We start from the raw sequence: 17,282 nt of genomic DNA on the forward strand, positions 1-17,282 counted from the left end.
CGGGGGATCGACATGACAGCACCACGCGACAAACTCGGGCGCCCCGTCGTCGTCGTCACTGGCATGGGCATCATGACCTCGCTCGGTGCCGGCAAGGCCGACAATTGGGCGAAACTCGTCGCCGGAGAATCCGGCATCCGCACCATCACGCGCTTTCCGGTCGACGGGCTGAAGACCACGATGGCCGGCACTGTCGATTTCGTCAGCGTCGATCCGTTCTCCTCCACCGGCCTGTCCGAGCGGATGGCCGAGCTGGTGACCGAGGAAGCGCTCGCGCAGGCCGGCATCGGTGCCAAGGCCGACTTCCCGGGCCCCCTCTTCCTCGCGGTCGCACCGGTCGAGGTGGAATGGCCGCAGCGCCGCGAGCTCGGCCGCGCCGTCGGTGCGCCCGACTTCACCTATGATGATTTGCTGCGTATCTCCGGCGGCGGCAAGTACAGCGCCTATCACCACCGCTTCATGTTCGGCTCGGTGGCCGCGCACCTCGCCGAGACCTTTGGCACCAAGGGCTCGCCGATCTCGCTGTCGACGGCCTGCGCCTCGGGCGCGACCTCGATCCAGCTCGGCGTCGAAGCGATCCGCCGCGGCGAGACTGATGCTGCGCTCTGCGTTGCGACCGACGGCACCGTGAATCCGGAAGCGCTGGTGCGTTTCTCGCTGCTCTCGGCGCTGTCGACCCAGAACGATCCGCCGCAGGCGGCCTCCCGCCCCTTCTCCAAGAACCGCGACGGCTTCGTCATGGCCGAAGGCGCCGGCGCCCTCGTGCTGGAGAGCTATGAGGCCGCTGTCGCGCGCGGCGCAAAAATCCTCGGCGTGATCGCCGGCTGCGGTGAGCTCACCGATTCCTTCCATCGCACCCGCTCCTCGCCCGACGGCAAGCCGATCATCGGCTGCATGAACAAGACTCTGGCCGATGCCGGCATGACGCCGGACCAGATCGACCACATCAACGCGCACGGCACCGCGACGCCCGAAAACGACAAGATGGAGTTCAACACGACCTCGGCCGTGTTCGGCGAGCTCGCGCAGAAGATTCCGGTCACCTCCAACAAGTCGATGGTCGGCCACACCATCTCGGCGGCCGGCGCCGTCGAGGCGATCTTCTCGCTGCTCACGCTCGAGCATCAGCGCATCCCGCCGACGATCAACTACGAGACCCCGGATCCCACGATCCTGTTCAACGTGGTCGGCAACACGGCGCGCGACGCGCGCGTCACCGCTGTCATGTCGAACTCGTTCGGCTTCGGCGGCCAGAACGCCTCGCTGATCCTGACCCGCGAACCGGCCTGACCGGACGCATGGCGCTGATTCCCATCAGCACGAAGATTCGCGCGCGGAATGCAGCCAAATCGATCAGCGGAAGCCTGATCGGCGCCGCCACCGTCGGCATGCTGCGTACGACGCGCTATTTCGATCCGGCCAAGACTTCGGACTTTTTCGCGCGCGTCACCAAGACGATCGGGCCGCGCCTGCGCGAGCACCGCATCGGCCGCGCCAATCTCACAGCAGCATTCCCCGAAAAGTCGCCGGAGGAGATCGAAAATATCCTGATGGGCGTGTGGGACAATCTCGGCCGCGTCGGCGCCGAGTTCGCCCATATGGACCATGTCTGGGACTATGACCGCGACCATCCGGAGAAGAGCCGGATCGAATTGCCCGCGCGCAGCATCGAGCTGTTCGACCAGATCCGCGACGACGGCAAGCCGGCGCTGATCTTCGCCGCGCACCTCGCCAATTGGGAATTGCCGGCGCTCGCCGCGGTCGCGCACGGGCTGGACGCCGCAATCCTTTACCGCCGGCCGAACATCGCCTCTGCCGACCGCATCATCCAGGAGATGCGCCAGGTCAATATGGGTACGCTGATCCCCGCGGGGCGTGATGCGCCGCTGCGACTCGCGCAGGCGCTGAAGGACGGCAAGCACGTCGCCATGCTGATCGACCAGTACCTGACCGGCGGCGTCGAGGTCACCTTCTTCGGCCGCAAGACCCGCGCCAATCCGATGCTGGCGCGCCTCTTGCGCCAGATCGAATGTCCGATCCACGGCGCCCGCATCATCCGCCTGCCCGGCGGCCGCTTCACCGCCGAGCTGACCGAGGAGGTCCAGCCGGTGCGCGATGCCGAGGGCAGGATCGACATCCAGGGCACGACGCAGGCGATCACGAGCGTGGTGGAAAGCTGGGTCCGCGAGCATCCGGAGCAGTGGCTGTGGCTGCATCGCAGGTGGCGGTAAACGCCGTCACTGCGAGGAGCCCGCGACAAAAATGCGGAGCAATTTTGCGCTGGTGCGACGAAGCAATCCAGAATGCCTTCGCGGAGAGATTCTGGATTGCTTCGCTTCGCTCGCAATGACGAGTGCAGCCCCTCACCGCCCTGTCTTCACCTTGGTCCAGAGCCGGTTGATGATCCGCTGCGTCGCCGGCTCGCGCGCCGTGATGACGAACAATTTTGCGAGCGTCGCCTCGTCCGGATAGATGTTCTTGTCGTTCAGAATCTTCGGATCGACCAGCTTCTGGCTGGCGAGGTTGCCGCTGGCGTAGGACAGGAAGTCCGAGTTCTTGGCGGCGACGTCCGGGCGGTAGAGATAGTTGATCAGCTCGTAGGCTTCCTTGACGTTCCTGGCGTCCGCGGGGATCGCGAGATTGTCGAAGAACATCTGCGCGCCCTCCTTCGGAATGGCGTAGCCGATCTCGATGCCATTCTTGGCTTCAGCGGCGCGGGCGCGGGCCTGCATGATGTCGCCGGACCAGCCGACCACGAAGCAGATCTCGCCAGTGGCGAGCGCGCTCAGATATTCGGACGAGTGGAATTTTCGCACCGAGGGACGAACCTTCACCACGACATCGGCGGCTTTCTCGAGGTCGGCCTGCTTGGTCGAGTTCGGATCGAGCCCGAGATAGTTCAGCGCCGCCGGAAAGATGTCGTCGGCGGAGTCGAGCATGTGGACGCCGCAATCCCTGAACTTGGCGAGGTTCTCCGGCTGGAAGACGATGTCCCAGCTGTCGATCCTGGCATCCGGCCCGAGGATCTGCTTCACCTTGGCGACGTTGTAGCCGATGCCCGTCGTGCCCCACATGTAGTTCGCAGCGTAGTCATTGCCGGGATCGTAGGTCGCAAGATGCTTTGTCACCATCGGCCAAGCGTTGGTGAGGTTCGGCAGCTTGGACTTGTCGAGCTTCTGGAAGATGTTGGCCTTGATCTGGCGCTGCAGGAAATAAGCCGTGGGCACCACGACGTCATAGCCGGACTTGCCGGCCATCAGGCGGGTCTCCAGCGTCTCGTTGGCATCGAACGTGTCGTAGACCACCTTGATGCCGGTCTCCTTGGTGAAGGACTCCAGGACATCCGGCGCCATGTAGTTCGACCAGTTGTAGAAGTTGACGACCCGCTCCTCGGCGGTCGCCGCTTGTGAAAGGAACGTCAGCGCTGCCGCGATCGAGAGACCAAGGCCGAAACCAGGGCGGCTGACGTTCATCATCTACCTCTTGCGTCCGCGCACCGCATCCGACAGCCGCTCCAGCGCGGTGTCGAGCGTCTCGTCCTTCTTGGCAAAGCAGAAGCGCACCACTGATGTCACCGGGTCCTGCTCATAGAAGGCCGAGACCGGGATCGCCGCCACCTTGTAATCCTTCACGATCCGCCAGCAGAATTCAGTGTCGCTCTCGTTGAGCCCGAGCGGCGACAGGTCGACGGTGAGGAAGTAGGTGCCCTGCGACTTGAGCACGGGGAAGCCGAGGCTCTCCAGCCCCTTGGTCAGGCGGTCCCTGCTCCGCGTCAAATCCTTGCGCATCGACAGGAAATACTCGTCGGGCTTGCCGAGGCCATAGGCGACGGCGGCCTGCAGGTTCGGCGCGGTGGTGAAGGTCAGGAACTGGTGCACCTTGGCGGCGACGCGCAGCAGCGGCGGCGCGGCGCAGACGAAGCCGATCTTCCAGCCCGTCAGCGAGAAGATCTTGCCAGCCGAGCCGACCTTGATGGTGCGATCGCGCATGCCGGGGATGGTGATCAGCGGGATGTGCTTGTGCTCGTCAAAGGTGACGTGCTCCCAGACTTCGTCAGTGATCGCGATGACGTCGAACTCCTGGCAGTAGCGCGCGAGCAGATCGAGATCCTCGCGCGGATAGACCACCGCGGACGGATTCAAGGGATTGTTGAAGAGCACCGCCTTGGTCTTTGAATTGAAGACGCTTTTCAGCATGTCCTCATTCAACCGCCAATGCGGCGGCTCGAGCCGCACCAGGCGCGGAATGCCGCCGGCCTGGCGGATGATCGGCAGGTAGGAATCATACACCGGCTGGAAGCACACCACCTCGTCGCCGGGCTGGACCACCGCGAGGATGGCCGAGGTCAGCGCCTCAGTGCCGCCGGAGGTGACCATCACCTCGCTCATCGGATCGAGCTTGAGGCCGTGCCAATGTCCGTAATGGGTCGCGATGGCCTGGCGCAGCTCCGGCAGGCCCATCATCGAGGGGTACTGGTTATAGCCGTTCAGCGAGGCGTCGGCCGCGGCGCGGCGGATGTCCTCGGGGCCGGGATCGTCCGGAAAGCCCTGGCCGAGATTGATGGCGGCATTGTCGCGCGCGGCCTGCGACATCGCCTCGAATATGGTGACGGGAAGGTCGGCAAAGACCTTGTTCAGGGAAGCGCTTTTGGACATGGGGCCGATCAGCCGCCGACCTTGCTGGGAAGACCCGCCGCCTTCCAGCCGAGCATGCCGCCGGCCAGATGCTTGTCGTAAGGCAGGCCCGCCGCCTGCGCCGCGAGCGAGGCCGTCACCGAGCGCTTGCCTGAGCGGCAGGCGAACACGACATCCTTGCCTTGGGGATCGGGGATCGCCTTGGGATCGAAGGTCGAGAGCGGCACCACAACGCCGTAGGGATAGGCCTCGGCTTCGACCTCGTTCGGCTCGCGCACGTCGACCAGCAGATAGCGCCCTTCCGCGACACCCTTGGAGACCTCGTCCGGGGTCAGATCCTGTACCTGGTTTGCCACATCATCCTCCAACATCGCGAGCCGTATACCGGGGCGTCCCCGGCCGGCGGCAACCTCGCCTCTCGGCTTGTGAAAATCAAGCGCTACAAAGGCTTGAGCCGCCCGGCGCAAGTTAAAGCTAAATCGGAGCGACTTGAAGTGCGGCTTTGGAGCTCCTGCCTGGGAGACCCACTTCACCTCTCACCGCGCGTTGGGTGTCATTCCCCGCGAAGGCGGGGGATCCAGTACGCCGCGGTTCCTCGGTTCTAGCCACGCTGACTCTGGAACAGTGGGTCGCCCGGTCAAGCCGGGCGACGACAGCGGCGCTAGATCGTCACCTGGGTGCCGACCTCGACGACGCGCCCCGACGGGATCTGGAAATAGTCGGTGGCGTCGTTGGCGGAGCGGCTGAGCGAGATGAACAGCCGGTCCTGCCAGCGCGGCATGCCGGAATGCGCTGCGGGCTTGAGCGCCCTGCGCGACAAGAAGAACGAGGTCGACATGATGTCGAACTGCCAGCCGAGTTTGCGGGCGATCGCCAGCGCCTTCGGCACGTTGGGCGATTCCATGAAGCCGAATTTCAGCGTCACCTTGGAGAAGGTCGGTGAGATCTGCTCCAGCTTCACGCGCTCGGCCGGATCGATCCGCGGGGTCTGCGCCGTCTCGATGGTGAGAATGACATTCTTCTCATGCAGCACTTTGTAGTGCTTCAGACTATGCATCAGTGCGGTCGGCGCGCTGAGCGGGTCCGAGGTCAGGAACACGGCGGTGCCGGGCACCCGCTGCGGCGGCCGCTTCTCCAGCATCGCCACGAGGTCAGCGAGCGGGAACTCGAGCTTGCGCGACTTCTCGAACAGCAGCCGACTGCCGCGGCGCCACGTGTACATCAGGATGATCATGAGCGCGCCGAGCGCCAGCGGCACCCAGCCACCCTCGAACACCTTGAGCAGGTTCGCGGCCAGGAAGGTCAGGTCGAGGAACAGGAACGGGGCAATCAGCGCGGCGGCCGCGAGCGGCGACCACCGCCAGACCTTCCAGATCACCACGAAGCCCATCATCGCCGTGACCACCATGGTCCCGGTGACGGAGATGCCGTAGGCCGAGGCCAGCGCGCTGGAGGAGCGGAACAGCAGCACCAGCAGCACCACCGCGAGCAGCAAGAGCTGGTTGATGCGCGGGATGAAGATCTGGCCGGAATGGGCTTCAGAGGTATGACGAATTTCGAAGCGCGGCAGCAGCCCAAGCTGAATCGCCTGGCGCGTCAGCGAATAGGCGCCGGTAATGACCGCCTGACTCGCGATAACGGTCGCCATGGTGGCGAGCACAACCATGCAGCCGCGGATGAAACCTTGCGGGAAGAGCTGGAAGAATGGGCTGACGATCGCGCCGGGATCGCTGAGGACGAGCGCGCCCTGCCCGAGATAGTTCAGCGCCAGCGATGGCAGCACGATCGACAGCCACGCAATCTGGATCGGCCGCTTGCCGAAATGGCCGAGATCGGCATAGAGCGCCTCGGCGCCGGTAACCGCCAGGAACACGGCGCCCAGCGTGACAAAGCCAATGATGCCGTGATGGATCATGAAGGACACGGCGTAGAGCGGGTTCAACGCGTATAGGACTTGCGGCTGCTGGATGATGGGATGGATCGCCGCCGCCGCGATGACCGCGAACCAGACGCACATGATCGGACCGAAGAAGGCGGCGACGCGGGCGGTTCCGCGCGACTGCACCGCGAACAGGCAGACCAGGATCACAACCGTCAGCGGCACGATATAGGGCTCGAACCGGAGCGTGACGTCCTTCATGCCCTCGATCGCCGACAGCACCGAGAGCGCCGGCGTGATCACGGCATCGCCGTAGAACAACGCGCCGGAGATGATGCCGAGCAGGACGATGGTCGTCCCGCCGGTGCCGACCGCACGCTGGGCCAGCGCCATCAGTGCCAACGTGCCGCCCTCGCCATTGTTGTCGGCACGGAGCAGGATCACGACGTATTTGAGCGTCACCACGACGACGAGCGCCCACAGGATCAGGGAGAGCACGCCGAGCACCGCTGCCGGCGTCGGCAACCCCTCTGCGCCCGAGGCGGCCATCACCGCTTCACGGAACGCGTAGAGCGGGCTGGTGCCGATATCGCCGTAGACGACGCCGATGCTGCCGAGCGTCAGCGCGCCGAAACGGGCGGTGGTGTGGGCCTCGCCATGCCCATTGGCCGCCGCCGTTTCCGGGGCGGAAATCGCTACATCGCTTGTCATGGGAGAGCCCAGTGGCCTCTAAAAATGCTTCACTGCACAATGGCGGAAGAGCGCGCGGCTTATAGTCCTGCGCTACCGGCATAGCCTAGCCCGATTTCGGAGCCTGGCCATGCAAATTCGCATAGCTGGAGCAGATGCGTTCTAGATGGTGACCTGGGTTCCGACTTCAACCACCCGGCCGGTGGGGATTTGGAAGTAATCCGTGGCATCGTTGGCGGACCGGCTGAGCGCAATGAACAGATGGTCCTGCCACAGCGGCATGCCCGACTGCGCCGACGCTTTCAGCGACCTTCGCGACACGAAGAATGACGTCGACATGATGTCGAATTGCCAGCCCTGCTTGCGCGCGATCGCGAGCGCCTTGGGCACGTTCGGCTGCTCCATGTAGCCGAAGCGCAGCCGGACCTTGGAGAATTTCTCGCTGATCTTTTCCATCCGGAACCGCTCGGACAGGTCCACCCGCGGCGTGTGCGCGGTCTCGATGGTCAGGACCACGTTGTGCTCGTGCAGCACCTTGTTGTGCTTGAGATTGTGCAGCAGCGCGGTCGGCACGAACGAGGGATCGCTGGTCAGGAACACAGCGGTGCCCTTGACGATATGCGGGGGCCGCTTCTCGAGGCTCCGGATCAGATCGTCCAGCGGCACCTCGATCCGGCGCGTCTTCTGGATCAGAATCCCGGAGCCCTTCCGCCAGGTCCAGATCGTCCCCGCCATAGCCACGCCGAACAGCAGGGGCACCCAGGCGCCCTCGAGCAGCTTCAGGAGATTGGCGCTGAAAAAGCTCAGATCGACGACGACGAAGGGCACGATCACGGCAGCAGCCGTGGCGGCGCGCCAGTTCCACAATTTCCAGATCACGACGAAGCCCATGATGCCGTCGGCGACCATGGTGGTGGAGACCGCGATGCCGTAGGCCGAGGCCAGATTGCTGGGAGTGTGAAACAGCAGGACCAACAGCATCACGCCGATCAGCAGCAGCCGGTTCACCCGCGGAAGGTAGATCTGGCCGGCATGGGTCTCGGACGTATAACGGACCTCGAAACGCGGCAGCAGGCCGAGCTGCACCGCCTGATAGACCAGCGAATAGGCACCGGTGATCACCGCCTGGCTCGCGATCACGGTCGCGGCAGTCGCAAGCCCGACCAGCGGCAGCACCAGGCCTTCGGGCACCATGCGATAGAAGGAATGCTCGATTGCGCTCGGATCGGACAGCACCAGCGCGCCCTGCCCGAAATAATTGATCAAGAGCGCGGGAAGTACGAAGAACATCCATGCCAATTGGATCGGCTTGCGGCCGAAATGGCCGAGATCGGCATAGAGCGCCTCGCCCCCTGTCACCGCCAGGAACACCGCGCCGAGCGTCACGAGGCCGATCGTGCCGTGCGACAGCACGAACTGCACCGCGTAATAGGGATTGATCGCCGCCAGCACGGTCGGGTCGTCGGCGATGTGGACCGCCCCCATCACCGCGATGATGGTGAACCAGACCACCATCACCGGCCCGAAGGCCGAGGCCACCAGCGCGGTCCCCTTGCTCTGGACCGCGAACAGCAGCACCAGGATGAGCACGGTGAGCGGCACCACGTAATGCTCGAGCGCGGGGGTTGCGAGCTTCAGGCCTTCGACCGCCGACAGCACCGATATCGCCGGCGTGATCATGGAATCGCCGATGAACATGGAGGCGCCGACCACGCCGAGCGCGAGCAGAACCCAGCTTCGCCGCCCGAGCGCGCGCTGGCCGAGCGCCATCAGGGAAAGCGTGCCGCCCTCCCCGTTATTGTCGGCGCGCAGCAGCAGCAGAACGTATTTGGCGGTGACGACGATCAACAGCGCCCACAGGATCAGCGAGAGCACGCCCAGCACGATGACCCGCGAGACCGGCTCGCCATGGGCCGCGGCCTTGACAGCCTCGTGGAATGCATACAGGGGCGAGGTGCCGATATCGCCGAAGACGACGCCGATGCTCCCGAGCGTAAGGGCCCAAAAACCTGAGGTGACCGGTTGCCCATCCTGGGTCTCGGCCTGTGTGATGCTCGCCGTCATGAAGGTGGAAAACGCTTCTTCCCTGGAATTGATCCGGCGCCTTTTGACGCTTCCGGCGCGCCTGTCAATCAGCCCATCACCATAGCAGGCGCCCAGACAGAAGCTGTGACACCGCAGCAACGTTCGTCGCCCGCGCGACGACATGCCTCAGGTAAAATGGTAACGCAAGAGGACATATTTTCCGAGCATGATCTCGTCGGAAAAACGGTGCCCACTTTACCGGACCATGCTCAGGGCTTCAGATTCGGCGGCAGCGGGGGATCTTCGCGCATCAGGGTGATGGTCACCCGCCGGTTGGCCGCGAGCGAAGGATCGTCCGGAAACAGCGGCTGGGTGTCCGCCTTTCCGGAGACAGCGAAGATATGCGACGGCGGCAGGCCTTCGCGTTCGAGGATCTGGCGCACGGCGTTGGCGCGATCGGCCGACAGATCGAAGGCGCCGTACTCGCTGCGGGTCGGCACGAAGCCCGCCGCGGTGTGGCCGGCGATGGAGACGCGGAGCGGCGTGGCCTTGAGCGGGATCGCGAGCTTTTCGACCAGACGGCGGGTGCGGTCATAGGGGACCTTGGAGCCGTCGGCGAACATCGAGCGGCCGTCCTGGTCGACGATCTCCAGGTTGAGACCCTGCTTGGTCTCCTCAAACATGATGTGCTTGGACATCTCGGTCAGCTCCGGCATGTCCTGCAGCGCCTGGCGCAGCGAGGCCGCAGCGAGCGCGAAATTGCGGTCGACCTTGATCTTCGCCCCCGACGTGCGGTCGCGATCCTCCTGGTCCGGCGTCGGCGTGTTGGAGGCATCCTCGGGCTGGATATGGTCGACGTTCTTCAGCCGTGGGCGGGTCGGCAACCCGTCGGACTCGACGATGCCGGCATAGCGCGCTTCGCTCTGCACACCGAAGGCGTCGCGCATCGATCCCGCGACGATCTTCAGCTTGTTGGCGTCCTGCGTCGAGAATGCGACGAGCATCACGAAGAAGCTCATCATCAAGCCCATCAGGTCGGCGAAGGTCACGAACCAGCCGTGACCGCCTCCGTGCGCATCGCCGCGTTTCTTCTTGGCCATGGCTGAAAATCCCGGCGGGCGGTCTTACGCCGGCACCGGCTCACCCTCGGCGTGACGATGCTTCTCCGGCAGGTAGGCCAGCAGCATTTCGCGCACGAGCGTCGGGCTCTTGGAGTCGCGGATCATCAGGATGCCGTCGATGATCAGGGTACGATTGGTCTCCTCGTCCAGCAGCTTGCCGTGCAGCTTGTCGGCGATCGGCAGACAGAACAGGTTCGCAACCAGCGCGCCGTAAAGCGTGGCGAGCAGCGCGGTCGCCATGAACGGGCCGAGCTTGGACGGATCGGTCATGTTGGCGAACATCTGCACCATGCCGATCAGGGTGCCGATCATGCCGAACGCCGGGGCGCAATCGCCGATGGCGCGGTAGATCTTGCTGCCCTCGTCCAGATGCATGAGGAAGTTGTCGCGGTCGCGCTCGAGATTGTCGCGGATGAAGTCGAGGTCGTAGCCGTCGGCGACGTAGCGGATGCCTTTGGCGAGGAAGGGCTCGTCGGTCTCGACCTTTTCGAGACCCACCGGGCCCTGCTTGCGGGCGATCTCGGCGATGCGGGCGAGCTCGTCGACGAGGTCGTGCGCCGACAGGCGGCTCATGGTGAAGGCGAACTTGGCTCCGAGCGGAAGGCCGTGCAGGAGTGCCGAGAGCGGAAAGCGGATCATGGTGGCGGAGATCGAGCCGCCGAAGATGATGATCATCGCATGTTCGGAGATGAACATGTGGAGGTCGCCGCCCATGAAGATCATCGCAGTGATGACGATGATGCCCGCCGTGAGCCCGACGCTCGTCATGATATCCATGGGATACTCCAACGCGTACGCAACAACGGCCGTCCTGGCCGCTGGCGCGGCCCAACCCCGAACCGCATCGGAAACCCTAGAGCGCCGCCCTTAAAGCCGCGTAAAGGTTAAGTTGAGCCGGCCTGCCAAACCGGGCGCAGTGCACTCGGAGGATGCGGGCTTTGCCGATCACCGACAGGAATTTCAACGCTTTGCTAACCATGATTGGGCTGCGACGAGGCGATGAAGACACGGCGTCCACTTGAACAGCTGCGAGACGGTTTGCTCGTGCTCCGGATGGAGCGCTGCGGCCCTGCGCCACGGGCAAAACGATGGATGGATCTGCTATCCTGCAGCCCTGCGGCATGCTCGATCGCGGGAGCGATTTGCAATGTTGACGCTGTTCAGTCTTCTCACCGCGTTGCCGGCGCTGCTGGCGCTGCATATGCTCGAACCGGAGCTCGTCCTGCCGGCGTTCAGCGCCCTGCTCTTTGTCGAGGCTGCCTTCGCCGTCATTGCAGCGCGGTTGATTCACACCACCGACAGCCCAGACGACGTCACCCTGTGGGACTTCGCCGGCGGCTTCACCCTCATCGGATGCGCCGCCGCTGTGTTTGGTGAGCCCGATCAGGCTGCCCTGTTCCTGAGCGAACAAGGCAGCCCACGACCGGCGTCGTCGCCGTAAGCTCAGTGAATTTCCGCCGAGCGCTTCAGCGCGGCCTTCAGCTTCTCCAGCGAGAAGTCGGGGCTGCGGGCGATCTCCAGGATCGGCGTCTCGCGGCGGCCACAGAGTTCGGCGGCCTCGGGCAGCTTGGCGGCGATGTCGTGCGGAATCACGATGGCGCCGTGCTGGTCGGCGTGAATCAGGTCATCCGACTTCACGGTCATGCCGGCAACGCGCACCTCGCCGCCAAAGCTCTCGGCATGCACCCAGGCATGGGACGGCCCGATCGAGCCGGCCAGCGCCTGGAAGCCAGGGGCCCATTGCGGGATGTCGCGGATCGAACCGTCGGTGATGACGCCGAGGCAGCCGAGCGCCTTGTGCACGTTGCTCTGGACCTCGCCCCAGAACGCGCCGTAGCCGACGTCAGGACCGTCGATGTCCTGGATCACCGAGATGCGCGGACCATGGCCGGTGCCGACATACTCGTAATATTCGATGCGGCGCTTGGACTGCTCTTCCGCCGGCAGCGAGGATTTCAGCACCGAGCGGATCGCAACCGTGCGGGCGTAGCCGACGATCGGCGGCAGATCGGGGAACGGGCAAACCAATTGCTTGGTGGTGTAGCCGATCAGCCGGCGCTCGGGCGCCACGATCTCCATGGCATTGCAGATCGTCGGCGTGTCGTAGCGGCCCAGCGCTTCGAGGACGGAAGCGGGCAGCGGCCCGGTCGCGGAATTGGTCAAGGCGTTCTCTCCCAGATTGGCGGCCGCTGTTGGCGCGGTGCCGCCGGCACAGGGCGATATAGCCGAGATCGAGCCTCGACCCAACTCAGCACGCCTTCATGGCAGATATCCGTAACAACCGTTCAGTGCAGCCGTCCGGGCCGGTCGTCATCCGGCGGTGGCTCCGACAAATTCGCCAGCGTCGGCGCCGAAGGTGGTGACGGGACTTCGCCTTCCGCCGGCGTTGCGGTTTCCAGCGCGCGCGCCTGGTCGCGGTAGGATTTGTAGCCGAGCGGCAGGCAGAGCAGATACAGCACCGTGCCGATCGACAGCACGTGCCAGGGATAGGCGATCAGCAGGGCGATGAAGACGATCACGGCGACGAAAGCCGGCAGCACCAGCTCCGGCGGCACGCGCATGCGCTTGGTCTTGCCGGAGAACACCGGCAGGCGCGACACCATCAGGAAGGCGATCAGGAGCGTATAGGCCGCCGTCACCACCGCGGGAGTGCGGCCGAGATCGAGGAACGCGACGTAAATCGGCAGCAGCACGGTGATAGCGCCGGCCGGCGCCGGCACGCCGGTGAAGAAATTGGCGGCGAAGGCCGGCTTGTTGGGATCGTCCATGGTGGCATTGAAGCGCGCCAGACGCAGGCCGCCGGAGATCGCGAACACCATCGCGGCGATCCAGCCGGCATTGCCGAGCTCATGGAGCTGCCAGAAATACAACATCAGGCCGGGCGCCACACCGAAATTGACGAAGTCAGCGAGGCTGTCGAGTTCGGCGCCGAACTTGGATTGGCCCTTGATCATGCGCGCGATGCGGCCGTCGATGCCGTCGAGGGCCGCCGCGAACACGATGGCGTAGACGGCGAGCGACATCCGCCCCTCGATCGACAGCCGGATCGAGGTCAGGCCGGCGCAGATCGCCAGCAGCGTGATGATGTTGGGCACCAGCATCCGCACCGGAATCGGGCGGAACCGGCGGCGGCGCGTATCGGGGTATTTGAAGTCATAGGGCGTCATCGCTGGTCCTCACCTCAAGGCGAGATATAGCAAGTCGCGTCTCCCTCCGCCATTGCGGCGGAAGGCCCCCACAGACCGACTAATTGGTTAAATGGCGCGGTAGGCGCGGCTGGGGTCGTCGCCCGCAAGATCGGCCAAAATCGTCTCGCCGGCGATGGCGGTCTGCCCTTCCGAGACCAGCGCCTTGGTTCCCGCAGGCAGGTAGACGTCGAGCCGCGAGCCGAAGCGGATCAGACCGAAACGCTCGCCGGCGCCGATCGCCTGCCCCTCCCTGACGAAGCAGACGATGCGCTTGGCGACAAGCCCTGCAATCTGGACCACTCCGATCCGCGCCGTCGGTGTCGAGATCACCAGCGAATTGCGCTCATTGTCCTCGCTGGCCTTGTCAAGCTCGGCATTGATGAAGAGGCCGGGGCGGTAGGCGATGCGGTCCACCCTGCCCGCGACGGGAGCGCGGTTCACGTGGCAATTGAAGACGCTCATGAACACCGAGATGCGCGGCAACGGCCGATCGCCGAGCCCGAGTTCGGCCGGCGGCAGCGCCATGGTGATCATCGAGACGCGGCCGTCGGCCGGCGACACCACCAGCCCCTCGCGCACCGGCGTCACGCGCACGGGATCGCGGAAGAACAGCGCGCACCACACGGTCAGGATCGTGCCGATCCAGCCCAGAGGCGACCACAGCCAGAACAGGATCAGGCTTGCCAGCGCAAAGCCGCCGATGAAGGGATAGCCCTCCTTGTGGATCGGTGGGATCTGACGCTGGATCGAATCGAGAATGGACATCGCTATCTGCCGGTCGGAGTTAATGGCGCGGGTCGTCGCGCGGGCTTGTTTAGGCCAGAGTTGGGACCGGAGACAAGGTCACTCCGCCGCCGCAGGCGCCGTCAGGGCGTCGCCGACCGGTGGCGGCGCCCGGTTGGGGGCCTCGCCGGTGTCGGCCATCTTGGCCAGTTTCTCGCGCGCTGCCTCGGCCTCGCGCTGCCTGTTCCACATGCTGGCATAGAGGCCGCCATGGGCGAGCAGCTTGGCATGGGTCCCGCGCTCGGCGATGCGGCCCTGATCCAGCACGATGATCTCATCGGCTCCAACGATGGTCGAAAGCCGGTGCGCGATCACCAGCGAAGTACGGTTCTTCGCGACCCGTTCGAGCGCGCCCTGGATCTCGTGCTCGGTGTGGGTGTCGAGCGCCGAGGTCGCCTCGTCCAGCACCAGGATCGGCGGCGCCTTCAAAACAGTGCGCGCGATCGCGACGCGCTGCTTCTCGCCGCCGGACAGTTTGAGCCCGCGCTCGCCGACCTGGGTCTCGTAACCCTTCGGCGACATGCGGATGAAATGGTCGATCTGCGCGAGCCGCGCCGCTTGCTCGACTTCGGCATCGCTGGCGTCCCAGCGCCCGTAGCGGATGTTGTAGCGGATGGTGTCGTTGAACAGCACGGTGTCCTGCGGCACCATGCCGATCGAGGCCCGAAGTGAATCCTGCGTCACCGCACGGATGTCCTGCCCGTCGATCAGGATCTTGCCGCCGGAGACGTCGTAGAGGCGGAACAGCAGACGCGAGATGGTCGACTTGCCCGCCCCTGACGGGCCGACGATGGCGACGGTCTTGCCGGCCGGCACCTCGAAGCTGATGCCCTTGAGGATAGGCCGCGTTGCCTCATAGGCAAAGCGCACGTCCTCGAAGCGCACGGTGCCGGCGGAGATGACCAGCGGCTGCGCATCGGGCGCGTCCTTGATCTCGGCCTCGCGGCCCAGCACATTGAACATCTTCTCGATGTCGATGATCGCCTGCTTGATCTCGCGATAGACCATGCCCATGAAGTTCAGGGGCTGATAGAGCTGGATCATCATGGCGTTGACCAGCACGAAATCGCCGACGGTGTTGGTGCCGTTGCGCACGCCGATCGCGCACATCAGCATGGTCGCGGTCAGCCCCAGCGTGAAGATCACCGCCTGGCCGGTGTTGAGCACCGCGAGTGAGGTGTAGGTGTGGACGCTCGCCTCCTCGTAGCGCGCGACCGACTTGTCGTAGCGCTGGGCCTCGCGCGCCTCGGCGCCGAAATATTTCACGGTCTCGTAGTTGAGCAGCGAGTCGATCGCCTTGGTGTTCGCCTCGGTATCGGAATCGTTCATCTTGCGGCGGATGCCGATCCGCCACTCGGTCGCGATGTAAGTGTAGTACATGTAGAGCATGACCGTGATCAGCGTTGCGACCACGTAGCGCCAGTCGAATTGCCAGAGCAGCACGGCCATCAGCAGCGAGACCTCGACGATGGTCGGGATCAGCTGCAGGATCACCATGCGTACGATGACCTCGATGCCCTCGCGGCCGCGCTCGAGCACGCGCGTCAGACCGCCGGTCTTGCGCTCGAGATGAAAGCGCAGCGACAGCTCGTGCATATGGATGAAGGTGATGGTGGCGAGCTTGCGCACCGCATGCATGGCGACGCGCGCAAAGATGCCATCGCGCCACTGTGTCAGCAACGCCATCAAGATGCGCATCGTGCCGTAGCTCACGGTCAGCAGCAACGGCGAGGCGATCACCCAGAGGTGCCAATTGTCAGCCTGCAGCGGCGCCGTATTGGCGCCGGTCAGCGCGTCCGTCGCCCATTTGAAGCTGAACGGTACCGTCAACGTGATCAGCTTGGCAGCGAGCAGCAGCACAAGCGACCACACCACACGCATCTTCAGGTCGAAGCGGTCGCCTGGCCAGATAAAGGGCCACAGATGCGCCAGCGTGCCCATCAACGTGGCCCGCTCCGGCGGGCCGCCGGCAGGATCGGGAACGTCGGCGCCGTCGAACGATTGAGGTTGGTCCATCAAAAAGCCTGAAATCCCGCCGGATGCGGGCGTCACCGCGATTTACGATTTTCGCCTGTCATATAGAGCCTTCCCGATGTCAACGCACCCCGCCAGATGGCGAATCTTCGATTGCTTGTCGCCGTTTACCGGTAGATTTCCGGGAGTATCGAATCACCGATTGGGCTTGACGCCTCTTCGCTGCAATGCATCATGGCACCAATGAGCACGATCAAAACCGTCTGTGTCTATTGCGGCTCCGGCCCAGGAACCAATCCCCGCTTCACCGAAGGCGCCAAGGCGTTCGGCAAGGCGCTCGCCGAGAACAACATCCGCCTCGTCTATGGCGGCGGCTCGCTTGGCCTGATGGGCTCGGTCGCGACCTCCGTGCTTGATCACGGCGGCACCGTCACCGGCATCATCCCCGAGTTCCTGCGGATGCGCGAGAATGCGCTGACGCGCGTGCAGGAGATGATCGTCACCCCCGACATGCACGAGCGCAAGCGGCTGATGTTCGAACGCTCCGACGCCTTCGTGGCGCTGCCGGGTGGCGTCGGCACGCTGGAGGAGCTGGTCGAGCAGTTGACCTGGAAGCAGCTCGGCCGTCACGCCAAGCCCGTGCTGCTCGCCAATATCGACAATTTCTGGGAGCCGCTGTTCTCGCTGCTGTCGCACATGCGCCAGACCGAGTTCATCCGTGCCGGCCTTTCGGTCGACATCCTCAAGGCCGATCGGGTCGAGGAGATCCTGCCGAAGCTGAAGGCCGCCGTGGCACGGCTCGCCGAGGCGGAAAAAGAGCTCGCTCCGGAAGTCGCGCGCAAGCTCTGACGCCCTACTCCGCAGGAAACGTCACCGCCTCGATCCGGTTGCCGTCGGGATCGACGACGAAGGCCGCGTAGTAGCGCACGCGATCATGCGGGCGGATGCCCGGCGCACCGTCGGATGCGCCGCCGGCGGACAGCGCTGC

The 17,282-nt window shown here is 64.6% G+C and carries 15 protein-coding genes and 1 pseudogene; 4 read left to right on the forward strand and 12 right to left on the reverse strand.

Features of this window, described 5'->3' with window-relative positions:
* The first annotated feature begins 12 nt into the window (after positions 1–12).
* Both MOV74_RS07280 and MOV74_RS07285 read left to right on the forward strand, forming a co-directional pair.
* Positions 13–1,290, forward strand: a complete 1,278-nt coding sequence (locus tag MOV74_RS07280; RefSeq protein WP_246919542.1) for a beta-ketoacyl-ACP synthase — start codon at positions 13–15, stop codon at positions 1,288–1,290.
* Positions 1,291–1,298: 8 nt separating this feature from the next.
* Positions 1,299–2,231, forward strand: coding sequence for a lipid A biosynthesis lauroyl acyltransferase (locus tag MOV74_RS07285; RefSeq protein WP_246919545.1), 933 nt, complete (start codon positions 1,299–1,301; stop codon positions 2,229–2,231).
* 132 nt (positions 2,232–2,363) lie between these two features.
* Here the strand turns inward: MOV74_RS07285 and MOV74_RS07290 are convergent, their stop codons facing one another.
* The 7 genes from MOV74_RS07290 to MOV74_RS07320 all read right to left on the reverse strand — a co-directional run bounded on the left by MOV74_RS07290 (position 2,364) and on the right by MOV74_RS07320 (position 11,126).
* On the reverse strand, positions 2,364–3,476 hold the full coding sequence (locus MOV74_RS07290) for a polyamine ABC transporter substrate-binding protein (RefSeq protein ID WP_246919549.1): 1,113 nt from the start codon (positions 3,474–3,476) through the stop codon (positions 2,364–2,366).
* Positions 3,477–4,655 carry an aminotransferase gene (locus tag MOV74_RS07295; RefSeq protein WP_246919552.1) on the reverse strand — a complete coding sequence of 393 codons (1,179 nt, stop codon included), beginning with the start codon at positions 4,653–4,655 and terminating at the stop codon, positions 3,477–3,479.
* 8 nt (positions 4,656–4,663) lie between these two features.
* Positions 4,664–4,990: a rhodanese-like domain-containing protein gene (locus tag MOV74_RS07300; RefSeq protein ID WP_026202463.1), complete on the reverse strand. Its 327-nt coding sequence runs from the start codon at positions 4,988–4,990 to the stop codon at positions 4,664–4,666.
* A gap of 305 nt (positions 4,991–5,295) precedes the next feature.
* Entirely contained in the window at positions 5,296–7,224 is a 1,929-nt protein-coding gene (locus MOV74_RS07305; RefSeq protein WP_246919555.1) for a potassium transporter Kup, read from the reverse strand.
* Positions 7,225–7,365: 141 nt separating this feature from the next.
* Positions 7,366–9,267 carry a potassium transporter Kup gene (locus MOV74_RS07310; RefSeq protein ID WP_246919559.1) on the reverse strand — a complete coding sequence of 634 codons (1,902 nt, stop codon included), beginning with the start codon at positions 9,265–9,267 and terminating at the stop codon, positions 7,366–7,368.
* A gap of 230 nt (positions 9,268–9,497) precedes the next feature.
* Positions 9,498–10,328: a flagellar motor protein MotB gene (locus MOV74_RS07315; RefSeq protein ID WP_246919562.1), complete on the reverse strand. Its 831-nt coding sequence runs from the start codon at positions 10,326–10,328 to the stop codon at positions 9,498–9,500.
* 24 nt (positions 10,329–10,352) lie between these two features.
* Positions 10,353–11,126 carry a motility protein A gene (locus MOV74_RS07320; protein ID WP_063195489.1) on the reverse strand — a complete coding sequence of 258 codons (774 nt, stop codon included), beginning with the start codon at positions 11,124–11,126 and terminating at the stop codon, positions 10,353–10,355.
* 370 nt (positions 11,127–11,496) lie between these two features.
* Between MOV74_RS07320 and MOV74_RS07325 the strand changes: the two genes are divergently transcribed.
* Entirely contained in the window at positions 11,497–11,790 is a 294-nt protein-coding gene (locus MOV74_RS07325) for a hypothetical protein (protein WP_246919565.1), read from the forward strand.
* Between the two features lie 2 nt (positions 11,791–11,792).
* Here MOV74_RS07325 and MOV74_RS07330 read toward each other — a convergent pair whose 3' ends face one another.
* From MOV74_RS07330 to MOV74_RS07345, 4 genes are all read right to left on the reverse strand, one after another.
* Positions 11,793–12,512, reverse strand: coding sequence for an RraA family protein (locus MOV74_RS07330; RefSeq protein WP_246919568.1), 720 nt, complete (start codon positions 12,510–12,512; stop codon positions 11,793–11,795).
* Positions 12,513–12,634: 122 nt separating this feature from the next.
* Positions 12,635–13,516 (reverse strand): phosphatidylcholine/phosphatidylserine synthase, encoded by an 882-nt coding sequence (locus tag MOV74_RS07335; RefSeq protein ID WP_246919572.1) that lies wholly within the window; start codon positions 13,514–13,516, stop codon positions 12,635–12,637.
* 87 nt (positions 13,517–13,603) lie between these two features.
* A complete protein-coding gene (locus MOV74_RS07340) occupies positions 13,604–14,308 on the reverse strand; it encodes a phosphatidylserine decarboxylase (RefSeq protein WP_309486787.1) in 705 nt (234 codons plus the stop codon).
* A 72-nt stretch (positions 14,309–14,380) separates the two neighbouring features.
* Entirely contained in the window at positions 14,381–16,336 is a 1,956-nt protein-coding gene (locus tag MOV74_RS07345; RefSeq protein WP_246919578.1) for an ABC transporter ATP-binding protein/permease, read from the reverse strand.
* A 201-nt stretch (positions 16,337–16,537) separates the two neighbouring features.
* Here MOV74_RS07345 and MOV74_RS07350 point away from each other — a divergent pair, with 201 nt between their 5' ends.
* Positions 16,538–17,143 carry a TIGR00730 family Rossman fold protein gene (locus tag MOV74_RS07350; RefSeq protein WP_246919581.1) on the forward strand — a complete coding sequence of 202 codons (606 nt, stop codon included), beginning with the start codon at positions 16,538–16,540 and terminating at the stop codon, positions 17,141–17,143.
* A 4-nt stretch (positions 17,144–17,147) separates the two neighbouring features.
* Here the strand turns inward: MOV74_RS07350 and MOV74_RS07355 are convergent.
* Positions 17,148–17,282 (reverse strand): annotated as a pseudogene (locus MOV74_RS07355) (VOC family protein); the annotation flags it as partial.

Origin of the sequence: Bradyrhizobium sp. SHOUNA76, from assembly GCF_023006445.1 — a bacterium.
In the GTDB taxonomy this organism is placed as follows: domain Bacteria; phylum Pseudomonadota; class Alphaproteobacteria; order Rhizobiales; family Xanthobacteraceae; genus Bradyrhizobium.